Genomic DNA, 17,687 nt, shown 5'->3' with positions numbered 1-17,687 from the left:
CGGCGGGCCCGACACGTGAAAAGTGCGCAAGCCGTCATGGCGCAATGGATAACGTGCATCGTGCAACCCGGAACGCTCAAGGAACGCCTGAAGTCGAGTGACTGTCAGGGTCTGCAGCGACATCATCGAGCTTTTGACTTCCGACGCGTCATACAGATAAATCGCCTGGCCATCGCTATACCAGATAAGCCCCATTTGCGCGCTGACCCGTTCAAAAGTCCGCTGCGGCGAACGCAGATCGAAGGCACCGGAAATCCGTTTGGCGGCGGCAGTCTTGCTGACGATGACAGGTTTGCCCAAGGGTCCGGACAACTCGCTGAAGAATGTGCGCACGCTCTGTTCGCGAGCCACATAGCCGTCGGCATCGGCGCGCGCGGCAAGCGGCACCAGCGACAACAGGGCGCCTAACCAGAACGGCAAAACAAATAATGAAAACAATCGGCGGTTCATTGGCTCACTTGCCTGGGAGGTAGGTTATGTCGGCCAGGCTACTGGGCGTGAAGCCAACCAGATCACGGATTTCCTTGGAGAAATGCGAAGAAGAGGCAAAACCCAATTCCAGCGCGACATCCGTCAGGGAGCCGTCCTGCAGGCTCATGTTCAACAGCGCCCTGGCCGCGCGCCAGCCGCGCAATGCAGGCTTGGCCGCCGTGCCTAGCGCCTGCCGGCACAGTCGACGGAAGTGCGACACAGAAACGCCATAACGCTGGGCCAGGGTGCTCAGCTTTTCGCTGTGGGTGCCCTGCTCCAGCAGGAAGCGCACAAGTCCGTAACTCTCGGTATGACGCAGCACGCCGGCGAAGGTCTGGTAAGCCATACCCCCGACCATGGCCTGTTCGATGTACCAGCGCTCAAGCGCCCGCCCGGACCACACGGTGGGGTACGCCACCGGCAACGCCGCCCAGGATGTCGGGCTGGGTCGTTGATCAACCAGCGTGTTTCCCAGATCGATGAACACTTGCAATTTCACCAGCAGCGCTTCGGCAACCGGCAGGGTCTGTACGCCGCCGCTCAGCTCGAATGTATCACTCGTTGCAATCAGCCCTTCCCAACCGACCGGCAGACAGACCCGCGGGCACTGCGCCGAAGCCAGATACACAGGGGATTCGCTGACCCGCACATGCAGCACCCGCTCGCTGCAACGAGCATCAGGCAGAACGGTGGCGTGTAGTGATTGGATTTGCACGCCAACCTCCTTTGCGGCCTGACGATTAACGGCCGGCAGGATGAAAGACATGGCGCGATGAATCCTGATGTAAAGCTGATGAACCGGCGATGGCATATGCCTTGCACCCTCTCAGGCATCAGCACCCGGACCAACGGCGGAATGTGTGCAAGGACAATGGCGTCGTCATCCGGCCTTGCGCGTGCAAGGGAGGGGACGACGCTTTTTTTTGCAAGGTGAACACGCGATGAACGAACCGTCAGCCGGCCCTCTGGCTTGGGTCAATGGCAGCGATGCCCCGGAAAAAACCGAAATCAATCTCGGCTTCATGGCCCTGAGCGACTGCGCCTCAGTGGTGGTCGCCGCCACCCAGGGCTTCGCCCAACCCCACGGCTTGACTCTGAACCTCAAGCGCCAGTCGTCCTGGGCCAGCCTGCGGGACCAATTGGTCAGCGGCGAACTCGATGCAGCCCACAGCCTCTATGGCCTGATTTACGCCGTTCACCTGGGCATCGGTGGCGTGGCCGCGACTGACATGGCCGTGTTGATGGGCCTGAATCAGAACGGCCAGAGCATCAACCTGTCCCGCGGCTTGCAGGCGCTTGGAGTGACCAGTCCTGAAGCACTGGATCGACGCGTGCACCAAACTCGCCCAAAACTCACCTTCGCCCAGACGTTTCCAACCGGCACCCACGCCATGTGGTTGTATTACTGGCTCGCCAGCCAGGGCATTCACCCGCTGCTGGATGTCGACAGCGTGGTGGTGCCGCCACCGCAAATGGTCGCGCACCTGCGAGCCGGGCGTATCGACGGGTTCTGCGTCGGCGAACCCTGGTCCGCCAGCGCGGTGCAGCAGGACCTAGGTTTCACCCTGGCCACGACCCAGACCATCTGGCCCGATCATCCGGAAAAAGTCCTCGGCTGCACCCGTGCGTTCGTCGAGCAATACCCCAATACCGCCCGGGCATTGGTGATGGCGGTCCTGGAAGCCAGCCGCTTCATCGAAGAAAGCACCGAGAATCGCCGCAGCACCGCGCAATTGCTCAGTGCCACGCAGTACCTTGACGCGCCACTGGACTGCATTGAACCGCGCCTGCTGGGCGAATACGCCGACGGCCTTGGCCATCACTGGCACGACCCGCACGCGCTGCGCCTGCACGGGGATGGCGAGGTCAACCTGCCGTACCTGTCCGACGGCATGTGGTTCATGACCCAGTTCCGCCGCTGGGGTTTGTTGCGCGATGACCCGGACTATCTCGCGGTGGCCCGGCAGGTCCAGCAATTGGACCTCTATCGAGAGGCCGCCAGTGCCGTCGGCGTCGATTCGTCAGCCGAGCAAATGCGCAGCAGTCAGTTGATCGACGGTAAAATCTGGGACGGTTCGGACCCGACCGGCTATGCCCGCAGTTTCAAACTGCACGCCATGAGCGACAGCTCGCACCGATCCGCCAGCCGCTGACAGGAGACCACGAACATGCTGCGTATCCTGCTGATCAACGATACCGCCAAAAAAGTCGGACGCCTGAAGGCCGCCCTGACCGAGGCCGGATTCGAAGTGATCGACGAATCCGGCCTGACCATCGACTTGCCCGAACGCGTCGAAACGGTGCGTCCGGACGTGATTCTGATCGATACCGAGTCACCGGGGCGCGATGTCATGGAACAAGTGGTGCTGGTGACTCGCGACCAGCCACGACCGATTGTGATGTTCACGGACGAACACGACCCCGATGTGATGCGACAGGCGATCAAGTCCGGGGTCAGTGCCTACATCGTCGAAGGCATTCACGCACAACGCCTGCAGCCGATTCTCGATGTGGCCATGGCGCGCTTCGAAAGCGATCAGGCCTTGCGTGCCCAGTTGCATGCCCGCGACCAGCAATTGGCCGAGCGCAAGCGCATCGAACTGGCCAAAGGGCTGCTGATGAAAATGAAGAGCTGCAACGAGGAAGAGGCCTACACCCTGATGCGTCGCCAGGCGATGAGCCGACAGCAGAAGCTGATTCAAGTGGCGGAACAGATTATTGCCATGAGCGAGTTGCTTGGCTGAAGTCCTGTGGTGCCTGTGAGGACGCCATCGCGAGCAAGCTCGCTCCCACAGGGGAATGGCGTCGAACACAAATCACCTGTGGGAGCGAGCTTGCTCGCGATGGCAGCGACTCGATTTCGAGTGTTGGCACAGATCTGGCTAAGTAATCACCACAGGTAACCAACGGCGGTTGCCCCACCTACGACAAAGACGTCGCTCACCTCATTTGCCCTTGGCGGATCGGGTGGCGGCGTTTTTTCGTTTTGGCCCCACAGCACGGGGCCGGTGGTGCGGCCGTAACGGCGCCCCACCTGCAAGCTCATGACTCCTTCCGAGACTCTTCACAGCTGAGGTGCGCGATGAATTCAAGCTTCTGGAAATCCGGCCATACCCCCACATTGTTCGCAGCTTTCCTCTATTTCGACCTGAGCTTCATGGTCTGGTACCTGCTCGGACCCTTGGCGGTGCAGATCGCCGCCGACCTGCACCTGACGACGCAGCAACGCGGGCTGGTGGTCGCCACGCCCATTCTGGCCGGGGCGGTGTTGCGCTTCGTGATGGGGATGCTGGCTGATCGCCTGTCGCCCAAAACCGCCGGGCTGATAGGCCAGGTCATCGTGATCTGCGCCCTGTTCGGCGCCTGGAAACTTGGTATCCACAGCTACGAACAAGCGTTGCTGCTGGGACTGTTCCTCGGCATGGCCGGCGCGTCTTTCGCCGTTGCCCTGCCCTTGGCATCGCAATGGTATCCGCCGCAGCATCAAGGCAAGGCCATGGGTATCGCCGGCGCGGGAAACTCGGGCACGGTGTTCGCCGCATTGATCGCCCCGGTGCTGGCGGCGGCATTTGGCTGGAGCAACGTGTTCGGTTTCGCCCTGATTCCGCTGGTCCTGACCCTGATCGTCTTCGCCTGGCTGGCCAAAAACGCCCCCGAGCGGCCAAAAGCCAAATCCATGGCCGACTACTTCAAGGCCCTGGGCGATCGTGACAGCTGGTGGTTCATGTTTTTCTACAGCGTGACATTCGGCGGTTTCATCGGCCTGGCCAGCGCCCTGCCCGGTTATTTCAACGACCAGTACGGATTGAGCCCGGTGACTGCCGGCTACTACACCGCCGCCTGCGTGTTTGGCGGCAGCCTGATGCGACCCTTGGGCGGCGCGCTGGCTGACCGCTTCGGCGGCATTCGAACCCTGCTGGCGATGTACACCGTCGCGGCGATCTGCATTGCCGTGGTCGGTTTCAACCTGCCGAGTTCCTACGCCGCGCTGGCACTTTTCGTCTGCACCATGCTCGGTTTGGGTGCAGGCAATGGCGCGGTATTCCAGTTGGTGCCGCAGCGTTTTCGTCGGGAAATCGGCGTGATGACCGGCCTGATCGGCATGGCGGGTGGCATCGGTGGTTTTGCCCTCGCGGCCGGCATGGGCGCGATCAAGCAAAGCACCGGCAGCTATCAACTGGCACTGTGGTTGTTCGCCAGCCTCGGCGTTCTGGCCTGGTTCGGCCTGCACGGCGTAAAACGCCGCTGGAGAACCACCTGGGGTTCGGCCGCCGTGACGGCTGCGCGGGTCTGACACCTCGATGAGCCTGCAACTGAGTTTCGCCGAAGCCAGCGCCATTGGTCCTCGCGAGGAAAATCAGGATGCCCTGCGCCTGGTCACGCCGGCTCCGGCGCTGGCCGCGAGCAAGGGTTACCTGTTCGCCATCGCCGACGGCGTCAGCCAGTGCGCCGATGGCGGCCTGGCGGCCCGTTCGACGCTGCAGGCCCTGGCGCTGGATTACTACGCCACGCCGGAAACCTGGAGCGTCGCACAGGCACTTGATCGTCTGTTGCTGGCACAGAACCGCTGGTTACAGGCCAATGGCGGCGGGCAACCGCTGCTGACCACCCTCAGTGCGCTGGTCCTGCGCGGCCGGCGTTTTACCCTGGCCCATGTCGGCGATTGTCGGGTGTATCGCTGGCACGCCGATCGATTGCAGCGAATCAGCGAGGATCACGTCTGGGACCAGCCGGGCATGCAGCATGTACTGAAACGGGCGCTGGGGCTTGATCAACACCTGGTGCTGGATTTTCTCGACGGTGAGTTGCGCCTCGATGAAAGCTTCGTTCTGCTCAGCGACGGCATCTGGGCCGTCCTGGGCGATACCGCCATTGCGGCGATCCTGCGTGATCAACCGGACTTGCGCAGCGCTGCGCAAACCCTGGTCAACGCCGCGCACCTGGCGGGCAGTCAGGACAACGCCAGCGCCTTGCTGGTGCGGGTCGATGCCCTCGGTGAAGCGAGCATTGGCGATGCGTTGATTCACTTGCAGCAATGGCCACTGCCGCCAGCCCTGAAACCGGGTCAGGCGTTCGAGGGCTGGCAGGTCGAGGGGATCGTCGCGCAGAGCCAGCAATCGCTGCTCTATCGCGTGCGCGACAGTCAGCAACAACCCTGGCTGCTGAAAACCCTGCCAGGGCGTCTGCACGACGATCACCAGGCCGGGCAAGCGTTACTGTCGGAAGAGTGGTTTCTCAAACGCGTGGCCGGTCGACATTTTCCTGAAGTCCATGCCGCCAGTCAGCGTCAGCATTTGTACTACGTGATGCGTGAATATTCGGGCGCGACCCTGGCCCAACGACATGAACAAAGCGGACCGTTGCCGCTACCCCAGTGGCAAGACATCGCCGAACGTTTGTTGCGAGCGGTCGGTCTGTTGCATCGACGGCAGATTCTGCATCGCGATATCAAACCGGAAAACCTGTTGCTGGGGGACGATGGCGAGTTGCGCCTGCTGGATTTCGGCCTCGCCTACTGCCCCGGTCTCTCGCAAGATCTGCCCTGGGCTCTGCCGGGTACACCCAGTTACATCGCGCCAGAAGCCTTTCGCGGCGATGTGCCGACGCCACAGCAGGACTTGTACGCCGTCGGTGTGACCTTGTATTTCCTGCTCACCGGGCACTATCCCTATGGCGAAATCGAAGCGTTCCAGCGCCCGCGGTTTGGCCTCCCGGTCAACGCCAGCCGCTACCGGCCCGACCTGCCGGACTGGATCGCCCATAACCTGGAGCGCGCCGTGGCGGCGGCCCCCGACCAGCGTTTCGAAACGGCGGAAGAATGGTTACTGCTGATCGAGCAGGGCGAACGCCACAGTTTGAATGTGCGCCCCAAGCCGTTGCTGGAGCGTGAACCGCTGAAGGTCTGGCGGACATTGGCGCTGGTTTCGTTGCTGCTCAATCTGGCGCTGCTGGTGGTTACGCTCCATTAGCGGGCAACGCGCCTTGAATCGGTGCAATCCCTCACGGTTCTGCCCTTGCGAACGAGAAAAAAGCCAACAAACACGGGATTTGAGCGACTTGGCATAACCACTGCATTACCTCTTTCAACAAACATACAGCGCAGGCTTCAACGACGAAGGTTGCACTTCCCGAGAGAACGGGACCAGGACAAAGGTGTCCTCGCTAGGCAACTGGCGGGACGCCTTTTTTTGTTTGCGCAAAATTTGTCGAGCATGGCCTGAACCCTGATGAGGCAGGCCTGAGCTCCCCGGAGAACCTGATGAAAAAACTAAAACTGGTGATGATCGGCAACGGCATGGCCGGGGTCCGGACCCTGGAAGAGCTGCTCAAACTGAGCACGGAGCTGTACGACATCACGGTCTTCGGTGCCGAGCCGCACACCAACTACAACCGCATCCTGTTGTCGCCGGTGCTGGCAGGCGAACAGACCTTCGAAGAAATCGTGCTCAACGACCTGGACTGGTACCTGGAAAACAACATCAAGCTGCTGCTCAACCGCAAGGTGGTGGAGATCGACCGGGTCAAGCGCCGGGTGATTGCCGAAGACGGCAGCGAAGCCGAATACGATCGCCTGCTGATCGCCACCGGCTCGACGCCTTTCATCCTGCCCATTCCCGGCAACACCCTTGAGGGCGTGATCGGCTACCGCGACATCGCCGACACCCAGGCCATGATCGACACCGCAAAAACCCACCGGCACGCCGTGGTGATCGGTGGCGGCCTGCTCGGCCTCGAAGCCGCCAACGGCCTGATGCTGCGCGGCATGCACGTCACCGTGGTGCATATCGGCGAGTGGTTGCTGGAGCGGCAACTGGACAAGACCAGCGGCCAGCTACTGCAAAGCGCCCTGGAATCTCGCGGCCTGCACTTTCGCCTGTGCGAGCAGACCCAGGCCTTACACGACGCGGGCAACGGCCGGGTCGGTTCGGTGCAATTCAAGAACGGCGACATCATCCCCGCTGACCTGGTAGTGATGGCTGCCGGTATTCGCCCCAATACCGAACTGGCGGAGAAATCCGGCATTCCGTGCAGCCGCGGGATTCTGGTCAACGACACACTGCAAACCTACGACCCACGGATCTATGCCATCGGTGAATGTGCCAGCCACCGCGGCATCGCCTATGGTCTGGTGGCGCCGCTGTTCGAACAGGCCAAAGTCTGCGCCAACCACCTCGCGCAACTCGGTTTTGCCACTTACAAGGGGTCGGTGACCTCGACCAAACTGAAGGTCACTGGCATCGACCTGTTTTCCGCCGGCGACTTCATGGGCGGTGAAGGCACCGAGACTATTACCCTTTCGGACCCGATCGGCGGGGTCTACAAGAAACTGGTGATCAAGGACGACGTGCTGGTCGGCGCCTGTCTGTATGGCGATACGGCAGATGGCGGCTGGTATTTCCGGCAGATCCGTGAAAACCATGCCATCAGTGAGATCCGCGATCACTTGATGTTCGGTGAAAATGCGCTTGGCGACGTAGGACATCAAGGCCAGGACAAAGCCATGAGCATGGCCGACACGGCCGAAGTCTGCGGTTGCAACGGTGTGTGCAAAGGCACCATCGTCAAGGCCATTCAGGAACACGGGCTGTTCAGTGTCGACGACGTCAAGAAACACACCAAGGCTGCCAGTTCCTGCGGTTCCTGCGCCGGCCTCGTCGAACAGATCCTGATCAACACCGTGGGCGGCGCGGCGGATGTCAAACCGAAAAGCGAAAAGGCCATCTGCGGCTGCAGCGACCTCAACCACGGGCAAATCCGCCAGGCCATACGCGAGCAGCACCTGCTGACCATCGCCGGCACCATGAGCTACCTGAACTGGCGCACACCCAACGGCTGCGCCACCTGCCGGCCGGCGCTCAACTACTACCTGATCTCCACCTGGCCGGGGGAAGCCAGGGACGATCCGCAATCGCGCCTGATCAACGAAAGGGCTCACGCCAACATTCAGAAAGACGGCACCTACTCGGTAGTCCCGCGGATGTGGGGCGGTGTGACCAATCCCTCGGAACTGCGGCGCATTGCCGACGTTGCCGACAAGTACAACGTGCCGATGGTCAAGGTCACCGGCGGTCAGCGCATCGACTTGTTGGGCATCCGCAAGCAGGACCTGCCGGGGGTGTGGAAGGACCTGGACATGCCGTCCGGCCACGCCTACGGCAAATCCATCCGCACAGTGAAAACCTGCGTCGGCAGTGAGTTCTGCCGCTTTGGCACGCAGAACTCCACACAGTTGGGCATCGAACTGGAACATGACCTGTTCAACATGTGGTCGCCGCACAAGGTGAAGCTGGCTGTCTCCGGCTGCCCGCGCAACTGCTCGGAAGCCGGCATCAAGGATGTGGGAATTATCGGCGTGGACTCCGGCTGGGAGATGTATATCGGTGGCAACGGCGGGATCAAGACCGAGGTCGCGGAATTCTTCGTCAAACTGAAAACCGCCGAAGAAGTCCGCGAATACAACGGTGCATTCCTGCAACTGTATCGCGAAGAAGCCTTCTACCTCGAACGCACCGTGCACTACCTGCAGCGGGTTGGCATGGACCATATCAAGAAAGCCGTGCTTGAGGACCCGGAGCGTCGCAAGGCGCTCAATGATCACCTGCAATTCTCCCTGTCATTCGAACAGGATCCGTGGAAAGAACGCCTGGAACAGCCACAGCTCAAGAAAGAATTCGATGTCATCCCCGTGAAAAACCTGGAGGCGCTGGCATGAACTGGCTGGATATCTGCGCACTGGAAGAGATCAATGCCCTGGGCTCGCGGATCATCGCCGGCCCTAAGGGTGACATCGCGATTTTTCGTACCAGCGACGACGAAGTGTTCGCCCTCGACGACCGTTGCCCGCACAAGGGCGGGCCGCTGTCCCAAGGTCTGATCTACGGCAAACGGGTGGCCTGCCCGCTGCACAACTGGCAAATCGACCTGGAAAGCGGCGAAGCCCAGGCCCCGGATATTGGCTGCGCCCACCACCATCTCGCCCGAGTGGAAAATGGCCGGGTGATGCTGGCCCTGCGGGATGCAGGCTGATGGACCGCCAGATCACAGCGTCCACCTGCTGTTACTGCGGGGTCGGCTGCGGCGTGCTGATCGAGCATGACGGTGAGCGCATCCTCGGCGTCAGCGGCGATCCGGCGCACCCGGCCAATTTCGGCAAATTGTGCAGCAAGGGATCAACCCTGCATTTGACCGGCGACTTGACGGCAAGGGTGCTATACCCGGAACTGCGCCTGGGCAAAGGCCTGGCGCGTAGCCGCACCGACTGGGATACCGCGCTTGATCACGCCGCCAGCGTTTTCGCCCAAACCATTGCCGAGCATGGCCCGGACAGCGTGGCGTTCTACATTTCCGGGCAGTTGCTGACCGAGGACTACTACGCCTTCAACAAACTGGCTCGGGCGCTGGTGGGCACCAATAACATCGACAGCAATTCGCGGCTGTGCATGTCGTCGGCTGTGGTCGGCTACAAGCGCAGCCTGGGCGCCGACGCGCCGCCCTGCAGCTACGAAGACCTGGAGTTGAGCGATTGCGTGATGATCGTCGGCAGCAACATGGCCTACGCCCACCCCGTACTGTTTCGCCGACTGGAAGAAGCCAAATCCCGCCGACCGCAAATGAAGGTCATCGTCATTGACCCACGTCGTACAGATACCTGCGATCTGGCTGACCTGCACCTGGCGATCTTGCCCGGCACCGATGTCGCCTTGTTCCATGGGATTTTGCATCTGCTGTTGTGGGAAGACTGGATCGATCGTGACTTCATCAGGGACCACACCGAAGGTCTGGCCGAGCTGAAAAGCCTGGTGCGTGACTACACGCCGCAAATGGTTTCGCAGCTCTGCGGAATCAGCATCGGGCAATTGCAGGAATGTGCCGAATGGATCGGCACATCACCGAGCTTCCTGTCGCTATGGTGCATGGGGCTTAATCAGTCCACCGCCGGCAGCGCGAAAAACAGTGCATTGATCAATCTGCACCTGGCCACCGGGCAGATCGGTCGTCCTGGCGCCGGACCTTTCTCCCTCACCGGTCAGCCAAATGCCATGGGCGGGCGGGAAACCGGCAGTTTGTCCAACCTGCTGCCCGGCCATCGTGATGCCGCCAATGCGCAACACCGTGCGCAAGTGGCGTCTTATTGGGGCGTCGAGCAACTGCCGGAAAATGCCGGGCTCACGGCGATCGAGCTGTTCGAGCAAGTACGCAGCGGTAATATCAAGGCGTTGTGGATCGCCTGCACCAACCCTGCGCAATCCATGCCGGACCAGACGGCCGTGCGCGCAGCCTTGCAAGCCTGCCCGTTCGTGGTGTTGCAGGAAGCCTTTTGCACCACTGAAACGACGAAGTTCGCCGACCTGCTGCTGCCCGCCGCCAGTTGGGGTGAAAAAGAAGGCTGCGTAACCAATTCCGAACGGCGCATTTCCCACGTACGCCAGGCCATCGTCGCACCGGGTGAGGCACGGCCGGACTGGGCAATCACCGTAGATTTCGCACAACGCCTGGAGAAATACCTGCGTCCCGGTCAAACCAGCCTGTTTGAATTTGATAACCCCGCTCAAGTCTTCGATGAATACAAACAACTGACTCGCGGTCGCGATCTGGATCTGTCCGGTATCAGCCATACGCTGATCGATCGTCTCGGCCCGCAGCAGTGGCCCTTCCCTACGGGTGCCGTTAAAGGCACGGCCCGGCTGTACGTCGACGGGATATTTGCCACGGCCAATGGGCGCGCGCAGTTCGTGGCCGATCCGTACCGCGCCGCCAAAGAGCAACGCGATGCACGCTTCCCGCTGACCCTGATCACCGGCCGCCTGCGCGACCAATGGCACGGCATGAGCCGCACCGGCACCGCCGCGCAACTGTTCGGCCATGTCAGCGAAGCGCAGTTGAGCCTGCACCCGGATGAATTGCGCCGTCATCGCTTGCAGCCGGGGGATCTGGTCAGCCTGAAAAGCCGGCGCGGCGCAGTCATCGTTGCGGTCGCCAGCGATGACAGTGTGCGTCCTGGCCAGGCCTTTTTACCGATGCATTGGGGCGACCGTTTTCTCAAGGGCGGGGTGAACAGCCTCACCTTGCCCGCATTCGATCCCCTGTCGAAACAGCCCGAGCTTAAACACAGCGGTGTACGCCTGGAACCGGTGGATTTGCCCTGGAAACTATTCGCACTGATCGAAGGTGATGTTCAACAGCACTTTGAGGCGCTACGACCGCTCTGTGAGGCGTTTTCCTACGTCAGCCTTAGCCTGGTTGGTCGTGAGCGCCCTGCACTGCTTGTACGGGTTGCCAACACTTCAGCACCTTCAGCAGAGCTGCTAAGCGAAATCGATAGAAACCTGGAACTCAATGACGGCCCGGTACTGGCTTACGACGACCCACGACGAGCCATTGGCAAACGGGTGCGAATCGAAAATGGCCGGATCACTGCCATCCGACTGGCCGGAGAAACCCTTGCCCAACACTGGTTGCAGGGTCTGTGGCTCGAAGGTCGCGCGGACGAGCAACTGCGACGCTGGTTGCTTGCGCCGCTCAGCGCACCACCGGGCAACCTCGATGCGCCTGTCAACGCCAACAAAACCCTGTGCAATTGCAAGAACGTCAGCCAGAACGCGATCTGCGTCGGCATCAGCCGTGGCCTGGACTTGCAGGGACTGAAACAGGAACTGGGTTGCGGCACGCAATGCGGGTCCTGCGTTCCGGAAATCAAACGCCTGCTGGCTGCCAAGGCGCGGCCGATCACCGTCATCTCGTGAGGAAAACACTATGAGTGCAAAAGTCTGGCTGGTGGGTGCGGGCCCGGGTGATCCGGAGTTGCTCACGTTGAAAGCAGTACGTGCCTTGCGCGAGGCTGATGTGGTGCTGATCGATGATCTGGTCAATGTCGCGGTACTCGAGCATTGCCCCGGAGCGCGGATCATCCCGGTGGGCAAGCGCGGCGGCTGCCGCTCCACCCCGCAAGCGTTCATCCATCGCCTGATGCTTCGTTATGCCCGGCAGGGTAAATGCGTGGCGCGGCTCAAGGGTGGCGATCCGTGCATTTTCGGCCGCGGTGGCGAAGAGGCGCAGTGGTTACGTGAGCACGGGGTCGAAGCCGAACTGGTCAACGGCATCACGGCCGGACTGGCGGGGGCAACGCAGTGCGATATTCCGCTGACCTTGCGGGGTGTAGCCCGCGGTGTAACGCTGGTCACCGCACATACCCAGGACAACAGCCAATTGAACTGGCAGGCACTGGCCCAAGGCGGAACGACGCTGGTGATTTACATGGGAGTGGCCAAGCTGGGTGAAATCCGTGAGCAGCTATTGGCCGGCGGCATGTTGGCGGATACGCCCGTGGCCATGATTGAAAACGCGTCCTTGCCCCATCAGCGGGAATGTCGGAGCACACTCACAGCGATGGATGAAGCTGCCTGCGGATTCCAGCTGAAAAGCCCTGCCATTCTGGTGATCGGCGCAGTCGCAGCCAACGCCATCCCCTCCTGTGGGAGCGAGTCTGCTCGCGAAGAGGCTCTATTCGTCGACATGAATGTTGGACTTCAACGTGCCTGACGCGTCCCTCCTCACCAAATCGCAGACAAAGAAAAGCCCGGCCTGAGCCGGGCTTTTCTCAGAGCTGCGAGCTAATTACTTAGCTTGAGCTTCAACCTGCGCTTCTACGCGACGGTTAACAGCGCGACCAGCTTCAGTTTTGTTGTCAGCAACTGGGCGGGATTCGCCGTAGCCAACGGACTGAACGCGGGACGACTCAACACCGTACTGGTTGGTCAGAACTTGCTTAACGGCGTTTGCACGACGCTCGGACAGTTTCTGGTTGTAAGCGTCAGGACCGACGTTGTCAGTGTGACCTTCAACAGTAGTGGTGGTCGATGGGTACTGCTTCATGAAGTCAGCCAGGTTCTTGATGTCGCCGTAGCTGTTTGGCTTGACTACCGACTTGTCGAAGTCGAACTTCACGTCCAGCTCTACACGAACAACTTCAGCAACAGCTGGGCAGCCATCAGCGTCAACAGTTACGTTGGCCGGGGTGTCAGGGCACTTGTCAACGTTGTCGCAAACGCCATCGTTGTCGCTGTCGGAGCAGACTTCTGGTGCTGGAACCGGAGCAGCAGCAGGCTTGTTGCCGCCACCGAAGTTCACACCCAGACCTACGGACGGGATGTAGTCCCAACGGCCGTTGTCCAGCTTGTAGTCAGCTTCTACGCCAGCACGAGCGTAGACGTTTTCGAGGAAGTAGTACTTCAGGCCAGCGCCAGCAGTCAGGAAAGTCGACTGGTCACGACCGGTGTGGCCGTCAGCGGCTACGTTGGTCATGCTGCCGTGCTTGACACCACCTTGAACGTAAGGACGCAGAGCGTCGCCAGCGTTGTTGAAGTGGTACTGAGCGTTCAGACCGAACTGGTCGCCCTCGATTTTCTGGTTGCCGGTGTTGTTGTTCGAACGGGTGTGGTCATCGTTGTTGTAGGTCAAGTTCAACGATACGTCGTCGGTCAAGAAGTAACCGATGGAGGCGCCAGGAGTGTAGCCGTCTTCAACATTGTTAATGCTGTCGTTGTACTTTTTCCCGTAGTTGAGCTCGCCTTCAACTGCGCCTTGGCCTTGTGCCAGTGCGCCGAACGAAGTAGCGGCAATAAGAGTACCAATGGCCAAGCCCAAGGTGTTTTTCAGTTTCATCCGTTAAATCCCCATCTGGTGATTGTGAAGCAGTCCCGCAAACCGGGGGACAACTCGGCGGCAAGTCTAACAGAACTTGCCTACACGTAAGAGATATTTGCGCTGAACTAAGTTTCAGCAATGCCTGCAAATTTCTCACGCAATTTATCTAGAGCGCGTTTGTACCGCATTTTTGTTGCACTCAAACCCATATGCATGATGTCTGCGATCTCCTGAAACTCCAGCTCTGCGACAAAACGTAGCACCAGAATTTCCCGGTCAATCGGGTTCACATACACTAACCAGCGATCAAGTCCACCCTTTTCCTCAGGTTTCGGCGCCTTTTCTTCGGACGCTTCCTCAAGGGGGTCAAGACTCAATGCGTCCATCAAGCGACGCTTTCGCCGTTCCTTCCGATACTGTGTGATGCACTCGTTGTACGTGATGCTATATAGCCATGTCTTGAACTTCGATTTACCTTCGAAGTTCTTCAGGCCATACAGCACCTTCAACATGACCTCCTGACAGACATCGTCTGCATCGCGATCGTTCCCGAGATACCGTGCACACACGTTAAATAATGTTCGCTGGTAACGCCGCATCAGTTCTTCATAGGCGCGTGTTACGTGAAACAGTTCGGTATGCGAGCGCGCGACCAACTCCTCATCAGAGAGCTCGCGGGGGTCGTAGCGCATGGATAGCGATTGGGTTTTATTCAAAACAAGTCGGGCCGACAGTCAGGTCAATGTCCGCCGCAGCCAGCATCAGCAGGCATTTTGCGGCGGCATACATTAGCAGGGTTTGCCGGGTTAGCGGCTACTCACATGCTGCTCAAGGAGGATCCGATTGGAAAGAGAGACTAGCTCACCCTCATCGGTCAGCAATGTGGTTTTAACCGTGCCGATCTCTTCGATCTGGCCTTCGACCTCGCCAACACGCACTTGTTGCCCAACCTGGTACAGCTCACGCACGTAGATTCCCGCAAGAATCTGGCCGGCAATTTCCCGGCTTCCCAACCCCATGGCCAGCGCTACCGCCAGACCAACGGTTATCAACACGATCACGATCACATGGTTGAGCAGGTCAGTCTTGACCTCCAACTGACTGATCGCGACCGAAATACTGATGATGATCACCAGGCCCTGGGCAATTCGACCAAGCCCTGAAGCATAGTCCAGGCCCACGCCTTCTGCCGCTCCGCGCACCAGCCCGTTGGCCAGTTGCGCCAGCAAAACACCTACCAGCAACACCAGCGCCGCGCCGAAAACCTTCGGCAAATACAACGCAAGCATATCCAGCGTAGCTGAAACTCGCTCAAGCCCAAGAGATTCTGCGGCAGAAACCAGAAAAATAAGCAGAATGAACCAATAGACGATCTTGCCGATCAGGGTCGAAATAGGAACTTGCAATCCAGCGCGGGACAGCAGCTTGGTCAGGCCAGTGCCGCCCATCAAGCGGTCAAGGCCCAATTTGGCGAGCAATTTGGAAAGCAAGGTGTCCAGCAGTTTGGCCACGACAAAACCCAACAGCAGCACAACCAGTGCGCCGAACAGGTTCGGAATGAAGTTCGCAACCTTGGTCCACAACGCAGTCATTGCAGTGACGAGGCTCTGAGTCCAGAGATCAAGTTCCATATTCAATCAGCCTTATCAGCAGTGCGAGCAGCAGGTTTACGAAGACGGGATACCGGCGCGACATGGGCCGATCCGTTATTCAGGGCGATCATCAGTGCAGGCAACCAGCGCCCCAGCAGGCTGAACAGATCACCGGCGCCGACCTGGCGGTTGGCGGTTTTCAGCACGCGCCCCAGGCACGCATCGTCGTCCCGGGTGGACGGCGAGGCCTTGAGCATGTCGCGTAAAGACTGTTCAAACGGATCGTGCATACGCACCTCTCGTGATGTCTGTGGAAGACGCGGTCAGTTTTGGTCGGGTCACATGGTTTCCCTCAGACCCAGCGCAAACGTCGGAATAACCACCACTGTCCCAACGCCACCGAGACCATCATCAGGCAGGCGATCAGAAAGCCATAAGGGCTTGCAGAGAATGGAATGCCACCGACGTTGATCCCCAAAAGCCCGGTCAGAAAACTCATTGGCAAAAAGATCCCGGTGATGATCCCGAAGCGGTACATCGTGCGATTCATGCGCACGCTCAACCGACGGTCTTCGGCTTCCAGGACCAGCCCCACCCGCTCCCGAGTCAATTCCAGCTCTTCGAGGTAGCGGGTCAGGCTGTTGTTCAATTCGTTCCAGTAATCACCATCGTCCTCGACGAACCAGGGCAACTTGATCCGCGTCAACTGCCCGAAAATATCCCGCTGCGGAGCGAGAAAACGCTTCAATGCGGCGGCCCTGCGCCGGATCTGCAATACGGCACCGTGCTCTGGCGCATACCGTTCGTCGGCATCCAGCTTTTCTTCTTCCTCATCGACCACTTCCGAGAGGTCGCTGACCAGATCCTGCACCTTGTTGGTGAGGTACTGCGCCATGTACAGGATGAGTTCGGAGGCTGTTTTCGGCCCTTTGCCTTCGGACAGTTGCACCAGCAGCTCTTCAGTAGCACGCAATGGACGCAAACGCAGGGAAATGACACGTTGGGCAGAGCCGAAGATCCGTACCGACACCATGTCTTCCGGCTCGGCACCGGGGTTCAGATTGACCCCGCGCAAAAATAGCAGCAGTTCGCTGTCGGAAAGCTGTAAAAGTCGCGGACGGGTGTTTTCTTCGAGTAACAGGTCACAGCTGAATTCGCTCAGACCGCTGGATTTGCGTAACCAGGTCTGGGTTTGCGGATGACTGCGATCCCAGTGCAACCACAGGCTTTCATGGGCCTGTAGCTGCAGGTCGTCGAGTTCTGTCCGGGCTATCGAACGCGCACCGCCTTTACCGTCCAGCACCAGGGCATGCACCAGCCCCCATTGCGCGTTTTCTTCCTCGAACATCCGCACTCCTCTGGTCTGCAGCCGTTTTTATTCAGGCATTTTCAGCGGGCTGGGCGAGATGATCACGCCGTTGTTGTCCGCGTAGATGTAATGGCCCGGATGGAAGGTCACGCCGGCGAAGGTCACGGGTACATTGATATCGCCGAGCCCGCGCCTGTCGGATTTCCTCGGGTGGCTGGCGAGGGCCTGAACGCCCAGATCGGTCTGCGCGATGATATCGACGTCGCGGATGCAACCGTAGATCACCAGCCCTTCCCAACCGTTTTTCGCGGCTTTCTCGGCCAGCATGTCACCCAGCAACGCATGGCGCAGGGAACCGCCACCATCTACCACCAGCACTTTGCCATTCCCCTTGAGCTCGACTTGCTCCTTGACCCGCGAGTTGTCTTCGAAGCACTTGATGGTCACGATTTCGCCGCCGAAGGAATCACGGCCGCCGAAATTGCTGAACATCGGTTCCAGCACCTGCACCAGTTCCGGATAGGCGTCGCACAGGTCAGGCGTGAGGTAATGGATCATCGAGAAACTCCTGTAAAGAGGAAGACAGCACGAACATCAGTGATGGCTCAGTCACGAAAAGTGACCAGAGCAGCTCAATGCGTCATATCTTAGCCGCAAGCCGACCAGAGCGA

The 17,687-nt window shown here is 59.8% G+C and carries 15 protein-coding genes and 1 pseudogene; 8 read left to right on the top strand and 8 right to left on the bottom strand.

Going from position 1 to position 17,687, the window contains the following annotated elements; translation table 11 throughout:
- Together PMI29_RS18570 and PMI29_RS18575 are read right to left on the bottom strand one after the other, a co-directional pair.
- Positions 1-450: pseudogene (locus PMI29_RS18570) on the bottom strand (type III secretion system outer membrane ring subunit SctC); the annotation flags it as partial.
- A 4-nt stretch (positions 451-454) separates the two neighbouring features.
- On the bottom strand, positions 455-1,237 hold the full coding sequence (locus PMI29_RS18575; protein WP_007996738.1) for a helix-turn-helix domain-containing protein: 783 nt from the start codon (positions 1,235-1,237) through the stop codon (positions 455-457).
- Between the two features lie 175 nt (positions 1,238-1,412).
- Between PMI29_RS18575 and PMI29_RS18580 the strand changes: the two genes are divergently transcribed.
- The 8 genes from PMI29_RS18580 to cobA all read left to right on the top strand — a co-directional run bounded on the left by PMI29_RS18580 (position 1,413) and on the right by cobA (position 13,011).
- Positions 1,413-2,624 carry a CmpA/NrtA family ABC transporter substrate-binding protein gene (locus PMI29_RS18580; protein WP_007996736.1) on the top strand — a complete coding sequence of 404 codons (1,212 nt, stop codon included), beginning with the start codon at positions 1,413-1,415 and terminating at the stop codon, positions 2,622-2,624.
- 15 nt (positions 2,625-2,639) lie between these two features.
- Positions 2,640-3,215 carry an ANTAR domain-containing response regulator gene (locus tag PMI29_RS18585; RefSeq protein WP_007996734.1) on the top strand — a complete coding sequence of 192 codons (576 nt, stop codon included), beginning with the start codon at positions 2,640-2,642 and terminating at the stop codon, positions 3,213-3,215.
- A gap of 338 nt (positions 3,216-3,553) precedes the next feature.
- Entirely contained in the window at positions 3,554-4,765 is a 1,212-nt protein-coding gene (locus tag PMI29_RS18590) for a nitrate/nitrite transporter (RefSeq protein WP_007996731.1), read from the top strand.
- Between the two features lie 7 nt (positions 4,766-4,772).
- A complete protein-coding gene (locus PMI29_RS18595; RefSeq protein ID WP_007996730.1) occupies positions 4,773-6,440 on the top strand; it encodes a bifunctional protein-serine/threonine kinase/phosphatase in 1,668 nt (555 codons plus the stop codon).
- 290 nt (positions 6,441-6,730) lie between these two features.
- Complete coding sequence (gene nirB / locus PMI29_RS18600; RefSeq protein WP_007996728.1) at positions 6,731-9,184, top strand: nitrite reductase large subunit NirB; 2,454 nt, start codon at positions 6,731-6,733, stop codon at positions 9,182-9,184.
- A complete protein-coding gene (gene nirD / locus PMI29_RS18605) occupies positions 9,181-9,498 on the top strand; it encodes a nitrite reductase small subunit NirD (protein WP_007996726.1) in 318 nt (105 codons plus the stop codon). Before nirB ends, nirD begins: the two co-directional genes overlap by 4 nt.
- Positions 9,498-12,215, top strand: a complete 2,718-nt coding sequence (locus PMI29_RS18610; protein WP_007996725.1) for a nitrate reductase — start codon at positions 9,498-9,500, stop codon at positions 12,213-12,215. The genes nirD and PMI29_RS18610 overlap by 1 nt, the downstream gene beginning before the upstream one ends.
- Positions 12,216-12,225: 10 nt before the next feature.
- Positions 12,226-13,011, top strand: coding sequence for a uroporphyrinogen-III C-methyltransferase (cobA, locus tag PMI29_RS18615; protein ID WP_007996724.1), 786 nt, complete (start codon positions 12,226-12,228; stop codon positions 13,009-13,011).
- A gap of 75 nt (positions 13,012-13,086) precedes the next feature.
- Here cobA and PMI29_RS18620 read toward each other — a convergent pair whose 3' ends face one another.
- The 6 genes from PMI29_RS18620 to rraA form a co-directional block, all read right to left on the bottom strand.
- A complete protein-coding gene (locus PMI29_RS18620) occupies positions 13,087-14,133 on the bottom strand; it encodes an OmpA family protein (RefSeq protein WP_007996723.1) in 1,047 nt (348 codons plus the stop codon).
- A 107-nt stretch (positions 14,134-14,240) separates the two neighbouring features.
- Positions 14,241-14,831: an RNA polymerase sigma factor SigX gene (sigX, locus tag PMI29_RS18625; RefSeq protein WP_081501652.1), complete on the bottom strand. Its 591-nt coding sequence runs from the start codon at positions 14,829-14,831 to the stop codon at positions 14,241-14,243.
- A 90-nt stretch (positions 14,832-14,921) separates the two neighbouring features.
- Positions 14,922-15,746 (bottom strand): mechanosensitive ion channel family protein, encoded by an 825-nt coding sequence (locus PMI29_RS18630; protein ID WP_007996721.1) that lies wholly within the window; start codon positions 15,744-15,746, stop codon positions 14,922-14,924.
- A gap of 2 nt (positions 15,747-15,748) precedes the next feature.
- Complete coding sequence (locus tag PMI29_RS18635) at positions 15,749-15,997, bottom strand: hypothetical protein (RefSeq protein ID WP_007996720.1); 249 nt, start codon at positions 15,995-15,997, stop codon at positions 15,749-15,751.
- A gap of 62 nt (positions 15,998-16,059) precedes the next feature.
- Positions 16,060-17,055 (bottom strand): zinc transporter ZntB, encoded by a 996-nt coding sequence (locus PMI29_RS18640; protein ID WP_007996719.1) that lies wholly within the window; start codon positions 17,053-17,055, stop codon positions 16,060-16,062.
- 27 nt (positions 17,056-17,082) lie between these two features.
- Positions 17,083-17,571: a ribonuclease E activity regulator RraA gene (rraA, locus tag PMI29_RS18645; RefSeq protein ID WP_177323271.1), complete on the bottom strand. Its 489-nt coding sequence runs from the start codon at positions 17,569-17,571 to the stop codon at positions 17,083-17,085.
- Between the last annotated feature and the right edge of the window lie 116 nt (positions 17,572-17,687).

The organism is Pseudomonas sp. GM49 (assembly GCF_000282355.1).
GTDB lineage: Bacteria > Pseudomonadota > Gammaproteobacteria > Pseudomonadales > Pseudomonadaceae > Aquipseudomonas.
The sequence above is the reverse complement of the archived record's forward strand: the minus strand, read 5'-3'. Positions and strand labels throughout refer to the sequence as shown.